Source organism: uncultured Sphingobacterium sp. (assembly GCF_964277905.1).
GTDB classification, from domain to species: Bacteria; Bacteroidota; Bacteroidia; order Sphingobacteriales; family Sphingobacteriaceae; genus Sphingobacterium; species Sphingobacterium siyangense.
In genome coordinates this window covers 1-18,722 of sequence record NZ_CAXYKD010000034.1, presented here as the reverse complement: position 1 = coordinate 18,722, position 18,722 = coordinate 1, and the positions used below count along the sequence as shown (strand labels likewise).

Here is an 18,722-nt window from a genome sequence, read left to right as displayed (position 1 = left end):
ATAGCTGTGATTACATGGCCTCAGCGACAACTTCAGTCACTTCTGGAACCATGCGTTTCAACAAGCCCTCAATTCCTGCTTTTAATGTGATTGTCGAAGATGGACAACCACTGCAAGAACCTTTTAGTTCAACTGTCACAATACCTTCGTTGAAGGATTTATAATGGATTGCTCCACCATCTTGTTCAACAGCAGGTCTTACATAATCATGTAATACTTGTTGTATCTTCACTTCAGTTTCAGTACCTTCAAAATTAACCTCTGTATCGTGGTGTACCGTTTTTACAGCAAGTTCAGACTCTACAGCACCTTTTACAAAGTCTTTTAGCAAGGCTTCAATATCTTCCCATTCCGCATCTTCAGTTTTGGTAATGGTCACGAAGTTACTTGCAAAAAATACCCCATTTACAAAGTTAAATTTGAATAATTCAAGTGCAAACGGTGAATCTTGTGCTGCTTCTTTATTTGGAAAATCCACACTACCGTTGATCAACAATTTATTGACCAAGAACTTCATTGTAGAAGGGTTGGGTGTAGACTCTGTATATACGTTAATCGTAGCCATGTAGTATCTATTTTTATTCCAAGCAAATATAGGTCAAATGAAGCTTTGTTAAGGTCATCTATAAGTAAAAGCTTATAAAGTGACACCTGTGTAGTTAGAAGGACTGATCGCTTTCAGTTCCTCTTTAACTTCCGCTGATACATTTAGATTATCAACAAATGTTGCAATCGTTTCTTTTGTAACATGTGTGTTGGTACGTGTTAGATCTTTTAATGCTTCATACGGCTTTGGATAGCCTTCCCTTCTTAATATAGTTTGTAGTGCCTCCGCAACAACAGCCCAATTATTTTCAAGATCATTAGCTAATGCCTGTTCGTTTAAGATCAATTTGCGTAACCCTCTCAAAGTCGATTTAATAGCAATTAGGGTATGTGCAAATGGAACACCGATATTACGTAATACCGTAGAATCTGTTAAATCTCGTTGAAGACGGGAAACTGGTAACTTAGCTGCAAGGTGCTCAAAAATTGCATTTGCAATACCTAAATTTCCTTCTGCATTTTCAAAGTCAATCGGGTTGACTTTATGTGGCATAGCCGAAGAACCGATTTGACCGGCAGTAATTTTTTGTTTAAAATATTCCATCGAAATATATGTCCAAATGTCACGGCATAAATCGATGACAATATTGTTTATCCGTTTTAAGGCATCACAGCTTGCTGCAAAGTTATCGTAATGCTCAATCTGTGTGGTCGTTTGTGAACGGTCTAACCCCAAGATATTGTTTACAAAATTATTCCCAAAATTGATCCAATTTGTCGCTGGATATGCAACGTGATGCGCATTAAAATTACCAGTTGCACCACCAAATTTAGCTGAATACGGTACTTGATGTAATAGTTGCAATTGACGTTCTATGCGTTCGATAAAAACATAAAACTCTTTACCCAAACGAGTTGGAGATGCAGGTTGTCCATGGGTACGTGCCAACATCGGGATGTCTGACCATGACGTTGCTAATGATTTTAACTCATGAAGCAACTCTTCTATTGCCGGTGTATAACTTTCTTTAATGGCTTCTTTCCAGGAAAGTGGAATCGCTGTGTTATTGATATCTTGTGAAGTCAAACCAAAATGGATGAATTCAAGGTAGTCCTGTAATCCTAATTTTTCAAATTGATCTTTTAGAAAATATTCAACTGCTTTAACATCGTGGTTCGTAACTTTTTCTGTGTTTTTGATCCAAATGGCATCTTCTTCAGAAAAATTCCTGTAGATATCCCGCAATTTTTCATTGAGTGTTTTGTCAAACTGTTGCAATTGAGCAATACCGGATTCACTTAATGCAATAAAATATTCGACTTCTACGCGTACACGATATTTTATTAAAGCAAATTCGGAAAAAAATGCTGAAAGTTCATTGGTATTATTGTAATAGCGTCCGTCAATAGGCGTAACTGCTGTTAAAGATGATAAAGCCATAGATTGAATGATTTTTGGCAAAGGTAAAAAAATGCTTGGAGCTTAGCAATTTAATTGGTGTAGATATAAAAAAAGCCTCCTTGTTGAAGGAAGCTTTTTATACGGTGTAAATTCTTTTTCAGAGAATTAGTGAGCAGCTTTAGTTGAATCAACTTTAGCAGCAGCTGAATCTACAGCAGTTTTTGCTGAATCCAATTGCGTGTTAGCTGAATCTAAAGCAACGTTAGCTGAATCAGTAGCAGCGTCAGTTTTTTTAGCTGTTTCACCACATGATGCGAAAGCCAATGTTAAAGCTAAACCTAAGAAACCGAATTTGAATGCGTTTTTCATTTTATTAAAATTAAAATATTTTTAAATCTTGTTATTTAGGAGTTAATACCATTAAACCAAAAAGGTAACCCCTGTATTTGTTTTTTTGAAAAAAAGAAAGGCCTTTCGTAAAAAAGGCCTTTCAAAAGCTCTATTCAGTCCTAAATTATTTTTTAGTAGCAGCTGAATCAACTTTAGCAGCAGCTGAATCAACTTTAGTAGCAGCTGAATCTAATGTGTTAGCAGCTGAATCAACTAAAGCAGAAGCTGAATCTGCAGCACCTTCAGCTTTTTTCTCTGAATTGTTACAAGATGCGAAAGCTACAGTTAAAGCTAAACCTAAGAAACCGAATTTTAATGCGTTTTTCATTTTCTAATTTTCTAATTTAAATTGAAATAATTTTCTTTTTCATCTCTTAATACACGTAACCAAAAAAGGTAACCCAAAAAAAGATGTTTTTTTGAAAATATTTTTAACGCATTGTTTTTCATATATTTATATTTCTATATTTTATTCAAAACATTCCTGATTCCACTATTTTATGGATAGGAGATTGGGCGATATAAGGTAAGATATTGTCCATTCGTTTGTTTACCGGATAATTCGATCTTGTCAATTTGTATCATGTCATTTCCAAACAATTTTCGATTATTTTTCTTATTTTAAGAAGTAAACACTTAAAAAGAAATTGCAATTATGTTTGATAAAGTAAAGAATATAATGGATTTGGCAAAATCAATAGACTTTGGCAAATTGGAAGAAATATCGAAGAAAGTGGATTTGGGAGCAGTCATGGATGCCGTATCAAAAATGGATGATAAGCAGCTTCATGGTTTAATGAAAATGCTAAGTGCAGGAAAAGAAAAACAGGAATTACCGCCTATTAATGGTGATTTCTATGCTATGGATAGCAAATTAAACGATTCAGATCGTGCATTGCAATTGAAGGTAAGGGAGTTTATGGAGACTGAAGTTAAGCCAATTGTCAATAAATATTGGTTAAGAGATGAGTTCCCTTTTGAAATAGTACCGAAACTAGCAGCTTTAAATATTTGTGGCTATACCTACGATGGGTATGGTTGTATGGGGGGAAGTTCATTAATGGAAGGGATCATAGCGGCGGAGATAGCACGGGTAGATGCTTCTGTAGCGACTTTCTTTGGCGTACAGAGTGGTTTAGCCATGGGATCAATTTATATTTGCGGATCCGAAGAACAAAAACAAGAGTGGCTGCCCAAAATGCAGCAGATGCAAGTGATTGGTGCCTTTGGTTTGACAGAGCCCGAAGTAGGGTCGGGAGCAGCAGGCGGATTGACAACGACCTGTAGGAAGACAGCTGAAGGTTGGGTCTTAAATGGTCAAAAAAAATGGATCGGGAATTCCACCTTTTCCGATATCACAATCGTATGGGCAAGGGATCTTGATGATGGCGAAGTTAAGGGGTTTATTGTACGAAAGGATAATCCAGGTTTTTCAGTTGAAAAAATTAAAGATAAGATGGCTTTGCGCATTGTGCAGAATGGCCTTATTACTTTAGCGAATTGTATCGTTCCAGAAAGTGATCGCCTGCAAAATGCGAATTCCTTTAAAGATACAGGAAAGGTTCTTCAGATGACGCGAGCAGGTGTCGCTTGGATGGCCGTAGGATGTGCGCGGGGTGCTTATGAAAATGCCTTGGATTATACGCGTAAAAGGAAGCAATTTGGTAAGCCAATCGCTTCTTTTCAACTTATACAAAATCACCTGGTTGAAATGTTGTCCAATTTAACAGCTATGCAAACGCTTGTCTTCAGATTATCTGAACTACAGGATAAGGGTGAACTAAAAGATGAACATGCCTCGCTGGCCAAAGTCTTCTGTTCTTTACGTACGAGAGATATTGTTTCCAAGGCTCGAGAGGTCATGGGTGGAAACGGTATTCTGTTGGAGTATAATGTCGCACGGTTTTTGGCCGATGCCGAAGCAATTTATTCCTATGAGGGGACAAAAGAAATCAATTCACTCATAGTTGGTAGAAGTATAACTGGATTTAGTGCCTTTGTTTAGGCGAGATCCGGCTGGTTTTTGACTTCCTGTTGCCAAATATCGCTTAATACATAAAAAGGGCGTTGTTTTTTAAACAATGCCCTTTTTACTTCAGTTGGAGCAAAAAAGCAATTTTCTATTTCCGTTTAAATCGCATAATAGCAATATCTCCCATGATAAATGTCAACGTATTCTCGCTTACACTATAGGTGTTTACCTTTTCCAATGTCGAAAAGAAGGTTGCTTCACCATTACCTTCGCAGGCCATTTTCGTTGACATAATCGGGCCAAAATTAATGGTATTTCCATTGGTTTTAAAAGTCGTATTGTAGTTATTGCAGCTACTATTTCCGTTTACTTTACCACTGGCTGCGTCAAATGTCATTGTTGGTTTACGATTGGGATATAGACCATCGAAAGCGATCCGTGGGCCGGATATATAATCAAGTTCCCAAGTTCCACTAAGTTCTTGTTTATTGTTCTGAATTAACTTAAATTTTGCCAGGGGAGCCATCTTAGCTTTGTTCAGGCTAAGAATGCCATCCTTAACCGTATAATTATCTGCAGCAATCAGGTTTTTGGATAAAGCTTGTTCAATAGACATATCCGGACAGGCCATCATCGTAGACATGCCCTGAGCAAATTTAACCTTTCCATTTTTTGATAATGTCAATTCTCCACCGATGCCATTACATCCGCCACTTGCACTGTAACTTTTTTCGTCCAGCTGGAGGTAAGGCATTTTGCCGTTGATCTGATCCGCTACAGGCTGTCCATTGATTTCAATCAATTGCCATTTTTTTCCAATTACTGACGACATGCTACTGTCTGTGTTCTGCTCATTCGCATTCTTCTTGATCACAGAGCAACTTCCAAGACTAACGATTAAGATGGCCAATATGGCGATGTTTTTAAAGTTCATATTCTAAATTTTAACCTATTAACACCCTTTTTAACGTTTGGTTTGACGAAATGCTACAAAAGCTCACAAACAAAGAAGGCTTCCAATTTGGAAGCCTTCTTTATCAGTATGATAAATCTTACGATTTGTTTTTATTTTGTTGTGCTTGTTGTTGTGCACGCATCATCTCTTCCATTTTCGTTTGGAAGCTCGATTTTTTATCTGCTTTTGGATTCTTTTTATTTTCCTCCAATTTAGCTAAGATTTTCTCATCATTCACCATGGTGCGAATAACCAACTGAGTCAAGAACGTAAATAGCGCACTTAAGAAATAGTAGTAGTTCAAACCTGCTGGGAAGCTATTCAAAACAAAGAAGAAAATCAAAGGCATGATATAGCCCATGTATTTCATTTGTCCTGTAGCACCAGATGTAGCGTTGTTATACCAAGTCGTTAACAATGTTGTCAATGTCATCAAGATACACATCAAAGAGATGTGGTTGAATGATCCAAAAATAGGTGCAAATGTAAACAGCGTATCATAGGTTGACATATCCTTCATAAACAAGAAGCTTTGCCCTCTCAATTCAAATAAATTTGGAAAGAAGTAGAAGAACGCAATTGTAAATGGCATTTGTAGGACAAGCGGAAGACATCCACCAAGTGGATTTACACCAACCTGTTTGTACAATTTCATTTGTTCCTGCTGCATCAACATTTGATTGTCTTCACCCACTTTTGCTTTGATCTCATCCAGCTGCGGTTTTAATACACGCATTTTTGCCATAGAGACATAAGACTTGTAGGTCATTGGTGAAAGAATCAGCTTCAACATCAATGTTAATAAAAGGATAACGATACCGTAGCTCATATGGAAACCATCCAGGAAGTTAAATACAGGTACTGTAATCCATTGGTTGATCCAACGCATAGGGCCCCAACCCATATTGATGATCGATTGGTAGTCATTACCCTCGGCCTTCAATACATTGTATTGATTTGGTCCAAAGAAGAAGTTTAAGGAATAGTTATTGTCCTTATGATTATCAAATGCCAATTCTGCGTTTGTATTATAGAATTTGACGATGTCGGTTTCTGAAGCATGTTTTACATCCACTTTTGCATTGACAAAGCCATCTTTAGTGCTGAGGATATTAGAAAAGTAATGCTGCTTGAATGCAATCCATTGTACTTTTTTCTCCAATGCTTCATCCGCATCTTTTGATTCTGAAAGATGATCTACTTTATTATCTTCTTTATAATAAAGTGTAGATTTCTGTCTTTCAGATTCTATGTTTTGCTCTTTTTGTCTCAACGCGGTGTTCCAGTTAAGGGTCAACGTTTTTTGACTCTGCGGAATTAAATTCTGTATCCCTTTTGTGTTAATATCCAGTCCAACATTATAGCCTTTACCAGCAATCGAGTACACATATTCAATATACTGTTCGGCACTGTAATTTAGTCGGAATTTTACAGATTGTTTACCTTCACCAGAAACTTGGATATCCGAAGATTCTGTATTGAAGTATAAATCATTTGTTGATACGTTTTGACCAGCTGCGTTAAATTGAAAACCAAACTTATTGTCCTCACCATCAAAAAGCATCAAAGGTTTTCCATTGAAATTCTTTTCGCCTTTTAGTTCTACGGATTTAACTTTACCACCTTTTGTACTGATTTTGGCAATGATTTTCTCGTTTTCAATCGTAATGACTTTCTCCGTTCCAAATTTTGTCGCACCAAAAGGCTTTTTCAATTCCGCCGAATCAGCAATCACTGCTGTTTGTGCTGCTTTGGCTTTAGCGGTAGAGTCACTTTCGGCAGGCAGTCCTTTTTCTGTGCGCGCTTTAGCCTCTTGTCTCGCTTGTTCTTGTTTGATTTCCGATTCTGAAGGCTTCATCAGGTAAAATGAACCAGTGATGATAGCAAACATCAGGACCAAACCAATTAGGGTATTTCTATCCATTTTTAATAATTAAACTTAATTAATTGTATCCTTCTATTACTACTTTGATTTTTTGTTGGCCAAAGCAGCGGCTACAAAGCTAACAAAAAGTGGGTGAGGATTTGCAACAGTTGACTTTAATTCTGGATGAAATTGTCCGGCAACGAAAAATGGATGGTTTTTCAATTCGACAATTTCAACTAATCCAGTCTCCGGATTGAATCCTGAAGCAATCATTCCAGCTGCTTCATATTGTTTTAAATAGTCATTGTTAAACTCATAACGGTGACGGTGTCTTTCAGAAATTTTTGTTTTACCATAGATGGCAAAGGCCTTAGTTCCTTTTTTAATTTCACAGTCGTAAGCACCTAAACGCATTGTACCGCCCATATTGGTAATATTTTTTTGCTCTTCCATCAAATTGATGACCGGATTGCTGGTGTTGGCATCCATTTCAAAACTGTTGGCATCTTTTAATCCCAATACGTTTCTTCCGAATTCGATAACCGAACATTGCATACCTAAGCAGATACCAAAGAACGGAATATTATTTTCACGAACATACTGAATAGCATTTAGCTTACCATCCAAGCCGCGTTCACCGAAACCCGGAGCAACCAAAACTCCATCCATGCCTTTCAGCTTTTCAGCAACATTTTCTTTTGTAACACTTTCAGCAGCAATATAGCTCACTTTTACTTTACATTCGTTTGTTGCGCCCGCATGGATAAATCCTTCGATAATCGACTTGTAAGCATCTGGAAGCTCAACATATTTTCCGACCAAAGCAATATTAACTTCACTTGTCGGGTTTTTGAGCTTACCTAAAAAGTTTTTCCAGTTTTCTAGATCAGGCTCATTTTTGTTGGAAAGTTTTAGCTTTGTTAATGCTGTTTTATCAAGATTCTCCTTCAACATCAATAATGGGACATCATAAATCGTCGACGCATCGATAGATTCTACGACGGCGTTGATGTTGACATTACAGAATTGCGCTAATTTTTTACGGATTTCTTGCGATAATTTATGTTCAGTACGACATACTAGAATATCAGGTTGTACACCATATTCCAATAATGTTTTTACGGAATGCTGGGTAGGTTTTGTTTTAAGCTCACCAGCAGCAGCCAAATAAGGGACTAAAGTCAAATGGATAACCAGTGAATTATTGGCTCCTAATTCCCAGCGAAGCTGTCTTACGGCCTCCACAAACGGTAAGGACTCAATATCGCCTACAGTTCCGCCCAATTCAGTGATGATAATGTCATATTTGCCGGATTCACCCAACAGTTGCATTCTGCGTTTTATCTCATCGGTGATATGGGGAATCACTTGAACGGTTTTTCCTAAATATGCACCTTCACGTTCTTGTTGGATAACGTGTTGATAGATGCGGCCTGTCGTGACGTTATTTGCTTGTGAGGTAGGGACATTCAGGAAGCGCTCGTAATGACCTAAGTCAAGGTCTGTTTCAGCGCCATCTTCTGTAACATAACATTCTCCATGTTCATATGGATTTAATGTTCCTGGATCGATGTTAATGTAAGGGTCGAATTTTTGAATGGTAACTTTATAGCCACGCGCTTGGAGAAGTTTAGCAAGGGAGGCAGCAATAATACCTTTCCCCAACGACGAAGTAACGCCGCCCGTAACAAAAATATATTTAGTCATAACAATTAAAGGATTTTCAATTTTATGTGGTCAAAATGACCAATAATAGTTGCTCTATGTACGGGATACAAAGATAGCAATTTTTATTCAAAATCAGAATTGAAGATCGCTCGATTAATTAAATTAAAAATAGATATTACCTTGGCTATCTATTGTTGTCTTTAATGTAGGCTGTGCTTTTGACTTGATTTCAATGCGATAGAAATTATTACTGTTTGAAAATACAATCTCATAATTTTTGTGCTCATTTATAATTTCAGGATATAATTTGCTTAACTCCTGAATTGACGTTGCATAGCGTTTTTTATCCTTTCTATAGATCTGTTGCAGGTAAAAGATGTTCCAGGTAACTTTTTCGAGTGCGAGGAATTGCTCATCGATAGGTTGATGGTCTGTGTCGTTAACAAATTTTATATGTCCCCATCGCTCAGGGTAATGCATATTAACGAGGCCGATTGGAGACCATACCCAGTTCTCTTCAGCGAGCGTCTTACCCGTGTTGTCTTTTCTCTTGCTGTAGGTTGTTTCGGTGTTGTCATAATGCCACTGAACACGTGAGAAGTTTATCTTCCAGGTTTCATTTGCTTTAATCTGATTTCCTTCGCCAAAGTATTTTAGACTTTTTACAGGTATTTTCATTTCCACAGTCCAAAATTCATCCTTGTCTTGAGGATTGTTGATGGCCCCAGCATGATAGACTGCACTTTCCATATCTTTTGTGTCCCAATTTAGATTAGCCCTGCCGCCAAAGCGATAAGGTTTAGTCATCAAAAGATCCATTACGGTATTTAATGCGTTTATTTCAATCTCTATATATTCTGGCGATAATAGATTTGGCTTGAGAAAGATCTCAAAATCATTGTCATGATAGATGATTGTATCTTTTTGTCTTAAATATCCTTTGATATGGGGTTCTTGAAGCTTAGCAAAAATGTAAAGATTTTCCTTGTCCCAAAGCATCTTGACTTGTGTCTTAAAAGTAGGGGCAGGTTTATTTGATCCCTCAATATCCTTAAAAGAATCTGTCCATATCGCTTTTGACCAGGAAGCTTCACTGTCCTTTCCGTCAATCGTGATCGCATCTGTTACTGGAAGTACATAATACGTTTGAGGGCGCGACTGTAGCTGAAGAAATTCATTCAGATTTCGTTGTGCAAAAATAAAGGTCGGATAGATGATAAAAGTAAGGATAAAAGCTATAGTTCTCATCAAGATACAGTTTGATTTTTAACGGTAGCAAAGTTAGGATGGAACAATATAAAGTTTTTTTTAACTATTTGTAATCATCTACGATTCTACCTTTCAGATACGGTGCTAAAAGTAAGTAAAATGTTTTAGCGCGGCAAAAGAGGGGTGGGGTTTTGATGGACATTATCTAATTGTCCTAAATTTATTACAGAAGGAAGTTGGTTGTGCTGTCTGCGTTTGAGAAGCCAGGGCAATATAGTCAATAAAAAAAGGCTTTGAATATATTCAAAGCCTTTTTTTATGTTGTAATAGTCGTAATTAGATTCTTTTCGATTTAATACGAGCAGCTTTACCAGTAAGGCCGCGTAAATAGAATAATTTCGCGCGACGAACTTTACCGTAGCTGTTTACTTCAATTTTTTCAATGTTTGGTGAGTTTACAGGGAAAATACGTTCAACACCTACACCGTTTGAGATTTTACGAACGGTAAAAGTAGCGTTAGCACCTTCGCTGTTTAATTGAATTACTACACCTTGGTACACCTGTACACGCTCTTTATTTCCTTCGCGAATTTTATAATGAACGCTGACGGTATCTCCAGCTTTGAAAGCGGGAATTTCATTCTTTACTACCGCTTGTTCTTCTACAAATTTTACTAAATCCATGATTTCGAGTAATTATTAACGATTTATATCCTGTAAAAATCGGAATGCAATATTACGACTTATTTTCTGAATATAAAAATACTTTTTTAAAAAACTATTGACTGATATTCAAATCGGATGCAAAGATATGAAAATGAAATGGATAATCTAAAGATATTTTGAATATTCCTTTGTAGGCTATATGGAGTGGGTTTTTAATTACTAAAATCAATAGAGTATGTGCTTTTTGTAAAAATATTGTGCAATCAATCAGCTATTTAGTGATTAATTTTCTGTAGGGTGTTGACAAAGTCAAAAAATGATTCGATATTTGTGCCACACAAAACAAAGGTGATACCTTTTCGGGGTGTAGCGTAGCCCGGTATCGCGCCACATTTGGGATGTGGAGGTCGTAGGTTCGAATCCTGCCACCCCGACTTAAAAGCTCTAACGAACGTTAGAGCTTTTTTTGTTTCCTTCCTTTTATTCGTCCCGCAAGCTGTTTACAGGATTAGCTACGGCTGCTCGAATGGCCTGCCAGCTTACCGTAATCAGTGCGATACCTATTGTTACCAGTCCTGCGAGCACAAACATCCACCATTGGATCTCGATGCGGTAGGCAAAGTCTTCCAACCATTTGTTCATGACTAGCCAGGCAATCGGGGAGGCAATTATCAAGGCAACTAATACGGGTTTTATAAAATCTTTGGACAATAAAGTAGTAACGCCCGATACCGAAGCGCCCAGCACTTTTCGGATTCCGATCTCTTTATTTCGTTTGGCGGCCGTAAAAGAGGCTAAACCATATAGGCCCAGGCAAGCGATAAATATGGCCAATCCGGAAAAAAGACTGAGTATACGTTGTTGCCTCAGATCGGTTTTGTAAAGCGTGTCGAATTTCTGGTCCAAAAAGCTGTATTCAAAAGGGTATAAAGGAGCTACTTTCCCAAATGCAGTTCTAATAGTTTTTAGCGCTGCAGGGAAATCTTTTGTGTTTAAGCGAATAAGGGCTACCCTTAGATCATCAGAAGGGGCAATAACTAATGCATCCATGTTTTCTTTTAGAGATAGGAAGTTAAAATCATCTATTACACCAATGATTTTTCTGGGGGATTGATCACGGATCGTATTTTTTATCCATTTGCCAATGGCCTGTTCGGGGGTAAATCCGAGTATCGATGTTGCAGTACGGTTAACTAATACAGCGCTAGTGGAGTCTGTTGGGTATTGTGCTGAAAAGTTTCGGCCTGCAATTATTTTGAGGTTCAGTGTGCTTACATAGTCGAAATCGGTGAATTCCGTCCTTGATCTCCACTTCTCCCCATTTTTACTCTCCACTTCAAACGTATGGCTATCGAAGAAGCCTCCTGGTTCACCGGACATAAAGGAGACCGATGCAATATCACTGCTCACAGATAATTCGTTTTTGAATGTACGAAGGTTGTTGTACAGTTCTTCATTGTCTATTGGAATAACCACAGTCTGTTGGTTGTCGTAGCCGAGCCCTAGTTCTTTCACATATTTCATCTGCTTGGAGATAATCAGTGTACCGATGATAAGTAAAATGGATATGCTGAATTGGAACACAACCAGCGTATGTCGGAACAGTGTGCCACCCTTGCCCAAGCGCAATTTACCTTTTAATGCCTGTATAGGGGAGAAGGTTGAAAGGTATAAGGCAGGGTAACTTCCGGCTAATAGCCCTACTATGACAATAATTGCAATCAAAAAAATATAGATTGGCCATGAATTCCATGGGACCGTTAGGGTGTATCCCAATAGTTGATTATATACAGGCATGAGTAGTTGCAATAGACACATGGCGAGTATGCAGGATATGGTGGTTAATAAAATGGATTCTCCGATAAACTGCCCCATTAATTGAAGACGTTGTGCTCCAAGTACCTTTCTTAAACCAACTTCTTTTGATCGGTCAACTGCACGTATTGTCGAGAGATTCATGAAATTGATGCAGGCAATAATCAATATAAGGATGGCGATGGAGAGAAAAATGTAAATAACTTTTTTGTCACCATGTTTTGCGCTGTCAAATGCGCTGTGGGATTCAAGATAGACATCTTTTAGCGGTGTAAGGGCAAGATCAAAATGGATACCCATATTGGTAGAAACTGCTTTCATATGCCTATTCATGAAATCGGGCAATTGCTTTTGCAATTGCCTAACATCTTTATGTTCGTCAAGTAAGATGTAAGTGAATAAATTGTTGTTTTGCCAAGCTTTGAACGGTTCGGTATTGATATAATTGGATAATGGAATGATAAGATCAAATTCCAGATGCGAATTGACCGGAAGATCTTTTGCAATCCCGGTAACGGTTAATTGTTTCGTTTTATCAAGCTGTAGTATTTTACCGATGGGATTCTCATTTCCAAAATATTTTTTCGCAGTTCTTTCCGTTAATACAACACTTGTTGGATTTTTTAAAACAGTCATTGGATTTCCCTTGATGAGCGGAAAACTAAATAGTTCAAAGAAATCGTCATCTGCAATAAAGAGTTTCTTTTCATTGAATGCGATATTGCCAAAAGAGAATAACCCATTGGCAGGCATTACCCGTACAGCTTTTTTGATATCATCGGGATAATCGGTTAATAAGGCAGTGGCATAGGGTGCAGATAAATAAGGAGCGCGGTCCTTGCTGTTGTCAAAGCCACGCATGACCCGATAGATACGGTCACCTTGGCTGTGAAACTTATCAAAACTAAACTGATTGGCGATAAACAGGAATATCATTGCACAGACGGTGATGCCTATTGTTAAGCCAAGGATATTGATAAAGGAAAAAACCTTGTTCTTAATAAGATTTCTCCAGGCGATTTTGAAATAGTTCTTTATCATACTTTTCGTTATAAGTGTTCATTTTGACTTTATGGTAATCAATCCCGTTGAAGGATAGCCTGATTTCTATTTTTGAAAAAATGTTCAATGAGTCAATTTCAAAAAAACTGCCAAAGGGCTAAAGTGTTTTTAATCAGTAGATTGATTTCTTTTTTTGTGAGCTAAGTGTTTGGATTCGAACACTTCATGTTCATATCCGAACATGCTACAGTTGAGAGGTCAAAAAGATTATGATTGACCGGTAGGCGTTTTAGCGAAGTAACAGCTATTGGGAATAGCATTGGGTTTGATTGTATAAAGGAGCGGTCCGGGCAAAGAGTATGTCGCAATGTAACAGCTTGTTAGTTTTATTTTGCGTTTTTCATTTGCAAATAATTTGTAAGAAGCGTATATTTGTGCCACACAAAACAAAGGTGATACCTTTTCGGGGTGTAGCGTAGCCCGGTATCGCGCCACATTTGGGATGTGGAGGTCGTAGGTTCGAATCCTGCCACCCCGACTAAAAAAGCTCTAACGAAAGTTAGGGCTTTTTTCGTTTCAGGGTAGGAAGGCGAACCTACGGCCTTTAGGATATTATTTAGTTTGATCCGGAGGAGACTCAGTCAGGGCCAGCCAATCCCACTATTTCAGCTAGCTAAGCGTTAACTTCGCTATTCAGGGCAGTCATGCTGGTTTTTAAAATTATTTTGGATCGAAATCGATATGTGTTTTAAATGTTTTGTAAATTATTTTACAATAAATCAGCTTGTTAGGTGTTATGTAAAGAATATTTTTGAAAAAAACATATTTTTAGTTTACTTTTGTGCCACACAAAACAAAGGTGATACCTTTTCGGGGTGTAGCGTAGCCCGGTATCGCGCCACATTTGGGATGTGGAGGTCGTAGGTTCGAATCCTGCCACCCCGACTAGAAAAGCTCTAACGAAAGTTAGGGCTTTTTTTGTTTCAGGGCATTCAGGCGAACTTACGACCAGGTGCATTCTTCGCATTTTTTAACATTATATCCTTGTAAACCCGCTGTTAAACAGTTAAATTGCTTGAAATTTATTGTCAATTAGAATATAAACATAAATAATATGAACAGAAAAGCGGCATTTCTTTTAGGAATTTTGGCCTCTTGTGCATTACCGCAAGTAACCTTTGCTAAACATTCAATCGGAGAATCCATCCATTATCAACAAGACGTAGAAGGCAAAGAGCTGATTGGTCGATGGGACATCGAAGTTGATATTAATGGTACCCCTGCACCATCCTGGTTGGAGGTAAAATTGTCGGGCTATAGAACTTTAGTCGGTCATTATGTGAGTACTTCCGGAAGTGCTCGGCCAGTTTCACAGGTATTTTATGAGAAAGGAAAGTTTAGATTTGCTATCCCACCTCAATGGGAAGGCGGAAAGATGAATCTAAGTGTTGAAGGAGAGGTTGTAAACGGTGTATTGCAAGGGACAATAACAGAGCCTGATGGGAAAACATATCGCTTTAAAGGTGTTCGTGCTCCGGAGCTGAAGCGAACAGCTGCAGTAAAATGGGGTAAGCCCATTCAGCTGTTCAACGGCAAGGATCTGTCAGGATGGAAAGCTACCGGTAAAACGAATCAGTGGGTGGTGAAAAACGGAATTTTGACTAGCCCGCAATCTGGTTCTAATTTGGTCTCTGAGCAAAAATTTGAAGATTTTAAATTACATGTTGAATTTAAAATTCCAGCAGGAAGTAATAGTGGTGTCTACTTAAGGGGCCGTTATGAGGTTCAGATAGAAGATAGTCCCAAGGATGCACATCCTAATGCTGTGCTTTTCGCAGGGGTATATGGCTTCTTAGCTGCAAATGAAATGGTCAATAAAGGAGCCGGAGAATGGCAAACCTATGATATTACATTGGTAGGACGTCTAGTGACGGTTGTGGCAAACGGAAAGACTGTTATCAGTAACCAAGAAATCCCTGGTATAACGGGCGGTGCTTTGGATAGTAAAGAGGCAGAGCCGGGACCAATTTATTTCCAAGGGGATCATGGTCCCGTGGAATTCCGAAAAGTGATTATTACTCCAGCTATTAAATAGCATAACATGATACAAAGGCTATCTGAAAAGGTAGCCTTTTTAAATCCCTATGACAACGACTACAATATCTTCATTCTGGTAGGAGGTGTAATAGCGTTCAATGGAGCCGTGAGCTTTGTACTCTTGCAGCTCTTCAAAAACCATTTTTTTTAACATTCCTTTTCCCTTGCCATGAATAAACTTTATTTCGTTCATTTCCCAATAAATAGCTGCGTCTAGATTAGATCGCATAAAATCAATGGATTCTTGTAAGAGCTCCTCTGGCGAATAATCTTCCCAATCTTCAAGGAAAGTATCGGTATGTAAGTCTACGATAGCTGGTGGTTTGCGCATTTCTCAATATTTTACAATGCTGCAAAAGTATAATAAAACGGCGACTTAATAGGTTAAGTCACCAACGAAATCAATTGCTTGAGCAAATTTTTCATGCCATTTTTTGATAATAGCTGCAATTTCATACTCTTCCTCATCGGCATGGTTGAGCATGAGTAACTCGATCGATTGGAGTAGCTGTTTGAGATCTAGAAAATAACCGTCGAAGTCCCGGAACGCAGAGACAGTATCCCGAATAAGCAGCATGGCATCATGTCGAAGTGTAATCATATCATGACGTGAAGATATTCGGTCCAGCAACCATTCCTTTTGGAAATTGGAGTCAATATGTCTGTTGCAAGCCTGATTAAAAAGCAATTCAAATTCAACAATTTGATGTTTCAGGTCATATATAGCTTTTTGGAGCTCTTCAAAAGTACTGATGATCTTTTCTTGGGTCTCCATGTTTTTTGATATAATTGCCATGATATTTTACTTAAAAATGTATGCGCTTGGTTTTTAGTTATTTAAATAAAAGCATGTAAGGTATATACAAATAGTTCAGCCGAATGTTTTACATGTCTAAAATTCGGTTATGACTTTTGTATATAAAAGAAGAGACTGAGCTTAAAACGGAACTGAGTTTTTTCGGTTTTTGGTCCCGTTTTCAAATCGTAGATTTTTTTTGAAACCTAATTTATTTAATACTATTTAATTTTAAGTATATTTAATATGCTGTATTGCAGCCAATACAGTGTAAATGTATTAACTATGTTAGCATCTAGTTTTGTTGATTTCTTTAAGAAGAGGAGGACCTATATCCTTTTTTTAGCACTGCTGTTGGTATGCAGTTTACCCATGTGTCATGGGCAATATAAGCTGAAAGATTCTACAAAATTTATAAACGATCAGTTGCCCAGGTATCTCGGAAGAATGGGGAAGATTAAGTCTAGAAATTATCCCCTTGGTGGTCGTGAAGCAATCTTGCGGATATTACTGAAAGACTATTACGTGTATAGATTGGTATCAGGAGAGGATAGTTTGGATAGGGAACGTTATCCTGCTTTATGGAATCCTCTTTCGGTTCAAACATTTAAAAAGCTAAATACGCGTGATATGTTTAGTTACTGTATGCTTGCACCTGAGTTTGAGATGCAAAATTGTGGTTCCTTGGGGCGGTTGAAAGGTCAACATATATTTGGAGTCTTTTATCGAGGGGACATACCGCTGGAATATTGGAGCAATAGACAGTTGGTTGCTTTGCATGGAAATAGAGATTCTGTTGTACGATATGTAGACCAGATGTGGTCTACACTCGATTTCATTGGCGAGAACACCAAAGATTTAGCGGTTGAATTGATGATGTGGGAGTTGATACCAAAGGTGTTGGATAAGTTGGTTCTGACGCCAACTGACAACGATCTGTATGCTCTATTGGTGCAAATAATGATGCGTTTGAATTTCAAACCTTTTGAAGATTCAGCTATTTATGAGCAATTGTATGGTTCGGAATCTTATATAGGAAGTCGAATTGAAAGCAATGCAGAAAATCGGAATGACATTATGAAACTCGCGCGGGAATGTTTTGAAACGCTAAATACATCGCCTGGCTTCCAATTGCCAACTTATATCAAACGGGAACGTTTCTTAGATCCACCTTCTTCAAGGGAGCTGTCACATCGGACGAGCACTTCGAAAGGACCAGATTGGAAGTGGAAAAAAGTAGATGTGCCGCATTATAAGCTAAAGCTGTAGATCTTTGTCTGGAAGCAAAATTTACCATGAAGGTAAAGTATCTTTTTAACTGTAGTCTTTTCTAAAGCTTATACTAGTTTGACCATAAGTAGGGGAGTAGGTTATTTCCTTTTTTTTTACGTTATTCGCGTAAACGAAAAATAGCTTAAGATATAATATAATGAAGGAAAAGGCAATTGGAAATTACCAACTAGAAATCTGTTCAAATTCCGTAGCATCAGCAATTGAAGCCGAACAAGGAGGAGCGACCCGGGTAGAGTTTTGTCAAAATTTGGAAAACGGAGGCACTACTCCTTCATTTGGTCAGTTGCAGTTAGTGCGGAAACTGGTGAATATTGGTATTCATGTGCTTATCAGGCCGCGTGGAGGTGATTTTCTTTATACAGAGACCGAGATCTTAGAAATGATAGCAGATATTCAGTTGTGCAAGGAATTGGGGATAGATGGTGTTGTAATAGGTATTCTGAACGCAGATGGTACGGTGGATAAAGTGAATACTTTGCGATTGGTGGAAGCTGCGCGTCCCATGCATGTTACCTTTCATCGTGCTTTTGATCGCGTGGAAGATCCTTTTCAGGCATTGGAAGATGTCATTGAACTGGGGATAGATCGCATTTTGACATCTGGTCTTCAAAATTCTGCTTTAGCTGGAGCTCCATTACTCAAGCAATTAGTTCAACAAGCAAATGGCCGTGTTGTAATTATGCCTGGTGCAGGTGTCGATGCAGCTAATATAGTTCATATTTTAGCGCAAACTGGTGCAGTTGCAATACATAGTTCAGCTAAAGAGCTGCATGTTTCGAAGATGAGGTTTAACCAGAGTCAGGTCAATGGAATGGATGAGGCACAGTGGATGAGCTCAAAAGAAAAAGTCCACCAAATGGTGGACCTATTAAAAAGCCTTTAAAGTAGTACTTTAAAGGCTATTAAATTCTTCTTACTATTTAGCTTCTGAAGCTAATTGATTTAAGATAGCATCGTTTTTAACGATTTGGTTGCTAGCTTTCATTTTTGATCTAGAACCTAACTCTACGTTAGTTCCTAATTTCAAAAACTGAACTTCAACAC

16 protein-coding genes and 3 tRNA genes are annotated in these 18,722 nt (G+C 38.0%); 7 read left to right on the top strand and 12 right to left on the bottom strand.

From position 1 onward, the window contains the following. Positions 1-10: 10 nt before the first annotated feature. The 4 genes from ACHWSC_RS15515 to ACHWSC_RS15500 form a co-directional block, all read right to left on the bottom strand. Positions 11-565, bottom strand: a complete 555-nt coding sequence (locus tag ACHWSC_RS15515; RefSeq protein WP_088162909.1) for a NifU family protein — start codon at positions 563-565, stop codon at positions 11-13. A gap of 72 nt (positions 566-637) precedes the next feature. Then, positions 638-1,987: an adenylosuccinate lyase gene (gene purB / locus ACHWSC_RS15510; protein ID WP_088162908.1), complete on the bottom strand. Its 1,350-nt coding sequence runs from the start codon at positions 1,985-1,987 to the stop codon at positions 638-640. A 126-nt stretch (positions 1,988-2,113) separates the two neighbouring features. Further along, entirely contained in the window at positions 2,114-2,317 is a 204-nt protein-coding gene (locus ACHWSC_RS15505; RefSeq protein WP_088162907.1) for a hypothetical protein, read from the bottom strand. A gap of 145 nt (positions 2,318-2,462) precedes the next feature. Further along, on the bottom strand, positions 2,463-2,666 hold the full coding sequence (locus ACHWSC_RS15500; protein WP_153847241.1) for a hypothetical protein: 204 nt from the start codon (positions 2,664-2,666) through the stop codon (positions 2,463-2,465). 327 nt (positions 2,667-2,993) lie between these two features. Here ACHWSC_RS15500 and ACHWSC_RS15495 point away from each other — a divergent pair, with 327 nt between their 5' ends. Further along, positions 2,994-4,343: an acyl-CoA dehydrogenase family protein gene (locus ACHWSC_RS15495; protein WP_394677327.1), complete on the top strand. Its 1,350-nt coding sequence runs from the start codon at positions 2,994-2,996 to the stop codon at positions 4,341-4,343. 115 nt (positions 4,344-4,458) lie between these two features. On the opposite strand, the gene ACHWSC_RS15490 is transcribed toward ACHWSC_RS15495, so the two are convergent. The 5 genes from ACHWSC_RS15490 to rplS form a co-directional block, all read right to left on the bottom strand. After that, positions 4,459-5,244 carry an META domain-containing protein gene (locus ACHWSC_RS15490; protein ID WP_120333253.1) on the bottom strand — a complete coding sequence of 262 codons (786 nt, stop codon included), beginning with the start codon at positions 5,242-5,244 and terminating at the stop codon, positions 4,459-4,461. Positions 5,245-5,362: 118 nt separating this feature from the next. After that, entirely contained in the window at positions 5,363-7,189 is a 1,827-nt protein-coding gene (gene yidC / locus ACHWSC_RS15485; RefSeq protein ID WP_120333254.1) for a membrane protein insertase YidC, read from the bottom strand. Between the two features lie 39 nt (positions 7,190-7,228). Continuing rightward, a complete protein-coding gene (locus ACHWSC_RS15480) occupies positions 7,229-8,839 on the bottom strand; it encodes a CTP synthase (protein ID WP_088162903.1) in 1,611 nt (536 codons plus the stop codon). 123 nt (positions 8,840-8,962) lie between these two features. After that, on the bottom strand, positions 8,963-10,048 hold the full coding sequence (locus ACHWSC_RS15475; RefSeq protein ID WP_394677326.1) for a carbohydrate-binding family 9-like protein: 1,086 nt from the start codon (positions 10,046-10,048) through the stop codon (positions 8,963-8,965). Positions 10,049-10,345: 297 nt separating this feature from the next. Further along, the gene (gene rplS, locus ACHWSC_RS15470; protein ID WP_075994123.1) at positions 10,346-10,693 is read right to left on the bottom strand and encodes a 50S ribosomal protein L19; all 348 of its coding nucleotides are present in this window, start codon (positions 10,691-10,693) and stop codon (positions 10,346-10,348) included. Between the two features lie 342 nt (positions 10,694-11,035). Between rplS and ACHWSC_RS15465 the strand changes: the two genes are divergently transcribed. After that, positions 11,036-11,109, top strand: a tRNA-Pro gene (locus ACHWSC_RS15465). Positions 11,110-11,155: 46 nt separating this feature from the next. Here the strand turns inward: ACHWSC_RS15465 and ACHWSC_RS15460 are convergent. Further along, positions 11,156-13,531: an ABC transporter permease gene (locus ACHWSC_RS15460; protein WP_394677325.1), complete on the bottom strand. Its 2,376-nt coding sequence runs from the start codon at positions 13,529-13,531 to the stop codon at positions 11,156-11,158. A 425-nt stretch (positions 13,532-13,956) separates the two neighbouring features. Between ACHWSC_RS15460 and ACHWSC_RS15455 the strand changes: the two genes are divergently transcribed. From ACHWSC_RS15455 to ACHWSC_RS15445, 3 genes are all read left to right on the top strand, one after another. After that, positions 13,957-14,030, top strand: a tRNA-Pro gene (locus tag ACHWSC_RS15455). 333 nt (positions 14,031-14,363) lie between these two features. After that, positions 14,364-14,437 (top strand) — tRNA-Pro (locus tag ACHWSC_RS15450). A 169-nt stretch (positions 14,438-14,606) separates the two neighbouring features. Beyond that, on the top strand, positions 14,607-15,587 hold the full coding sequence (locus tag ACHWSC_RS15445) for a DUF1080 domain-containing protein (RefSeq protein ID WP_153847233.1): 981 nt from the start codon (positions 14,607-14,609) through the stop codon (positions 15,585-15,587). Between the two features lie 39 nt (positions 15,588-15,626). Here ACHWSC_RS15445 and ACHWSC_RS15440 read toward each other — a convergent pair whose 3' ends face one another. Together ACHWSC_RS15440 and ACHWSC_RS15435 are read right to left on the bottom strand one after the other, a co-directional pair. Next, a complete protein-coding gene (locus ACHWSC_RS15440) occupies positions 15,627-15,920 on the bottom strand; it encodes a Smr/MutS family protein (RefSeq protein ID WP_075994120.1) in 294 nt (97 codons plus the stop codon). A 45-nt stretch (positions 15,921-15,965) separates the two neighbouring features. Continuing rightward, on the bottom strand, positions 15,966-16,385 hold the full coding sequence (locus ACHWSC_RS15435; RefSeq protein WP_394677324.1) for a hypothetical protein: 420 nt from the start codon (positions 16,383-16,385) through the stop codon (positions 15,966-15,968). A 285-nt stretch (positions 16,386-16,670) separates the two neighbouring features. Between ACHWSC_RS15435 and ACHWSC_RS15430 the strand changes: the two genes are divergently transcribed. Then, the gene (locus tag ACHWSC_RS15430; protein ID WP_394677323.1) at positions 16,671-17,654 is read left to right on the top strand and encodes a hypothetical protein; all 984 of its coding nucleotides are present in this window, start codon (positions 16,671-16,673) and stop codon (positions 17,652-17,654) included. Between the two features lie 160 nt (positions 17,655-17,814). Next, positions 17,815-18,561, top strand: coding sequence for a copper homeostasis protein CutC (locus ACHWSC_RS15425; RefSeq protein ID WP_394677322.1), 747 nt, complete (start codon positions 17,815-17,817; stop codon positions 18,559-18,561). Positions 18,562-18,722: the final 161 nt, after the last annotated feature.

Bases quoted from the DNA above. Each gene is read 5' to 3' on its own strand.
- ACHWSC_RS15500 (WP_153847241.1), bottom strand. From the start codon at position 2,666: ATGAAAAACGCATTAAAATTCGGTTTCTTAGGTTTAGCTTTAACTGTA.
- ACHWSC_RS15480 (WP_088162903.1), bottom strand. From the start codon at position 8,839: ATGACTAAATATATTTTTGTTACGGGCGGCGTTACTTCGTCGTTGGGG.
- ACHWSC_RS15495 (WP_394677327.1), top strand. From the start codon at position 2,994: ATGTTTGATAAAGTAAAGAATATAATGGATTTGGCAAAATCAATAGAC.
- ACHWSC_RS15475 (WP_394677326.1), bottom strand. From the start codon at position 10,048: ATGAGAACTATAGCTTTTATCCTTACTTTTATCATCTATCCGACCTTT.
- ACHWSC_RS15460 (WP_394677325.1), bottom strand. From the start codon at position 13,531: ATGATAAAGAACTATTTCAAAATCGCCTGGAGAAATCTTATTAAGAAC.
- ACHWSC_RS15505 (WP_088162907.1), bottom strand. From the start codon at position 2,317: ATGAAAAACGCATTCAAATTCGGTTTCTTAGGTTTAGCTTTAACATTG.
- ACHWSC_RS15425 (WP_394677322.1), top strand. From the start codon at position 17,815: ATGAAGGAAAAGGCAATTGGAAATTACCAACTAGAAATCTGTTCAAAT.
- ACHWSC_RS15435 (WP_394677324.1), bottom strand. From the start codon at position 16,385: ATGGCAATTATATCAAAAAACATGGAGACCCAAGAAAAGATCATCAGT.
- purB (WP_088162908.1), bottom strand. From the start codon at position 1,987: ATGGCTTTATCATCTTTAACAGCAGTTACGCCTATTGACGGACGCTAT.
- ACHWSC_RS15440 (WP_075994120.1), bottom strand. From the start codon at position 15,920: ATGCGCAAACCACCAGCTATCGTAGACTTACATACCGATACTTTCCTT.
- ACHWSC_RS15430 (WP_394677323.1), top strand. From the start codon at position 16,671: ATGTTAGCATCTAGTTTTGTTGATTTCTTTAAGAAGAGGAGGACCTAT.
- rplS (WP_075994123.1), bottom strand. From the start codon at position 10,693: ATGGATTTAGTAAAATTTGTAGAAGAACAAGCGGTAGTAAAGAATGAA.
- yidC (WP_120333254.1), bottom strand. From the start codon at position 7,189: ATGGATAGAAATACCCTAATTGGTTTGGTCCTGATGTTTGCTATCATC.
- ACHWSC_RS15490 (WP_120333253.1), bottom strand. From the start codon at position 5,244: ATGAACTTTAAAAACATCGCCATATTGGCCATCTTAATCGTTAGTCTT.
- ACHWSC_RS15445 (WP_153847233.1), top strand. From the start codon at position 14,607: ATGAACAGAAAAGCGGCATTTCTTTTAGGAATTTTGGCCTCTTGTGCA.
- ACHWSC_RS15515 (WP_088162909.1), bottom strand. From the start codon at position 565: ATGGCTACGATTAACGTATATACAGAGTCTACACCCAACCCTTCTACA.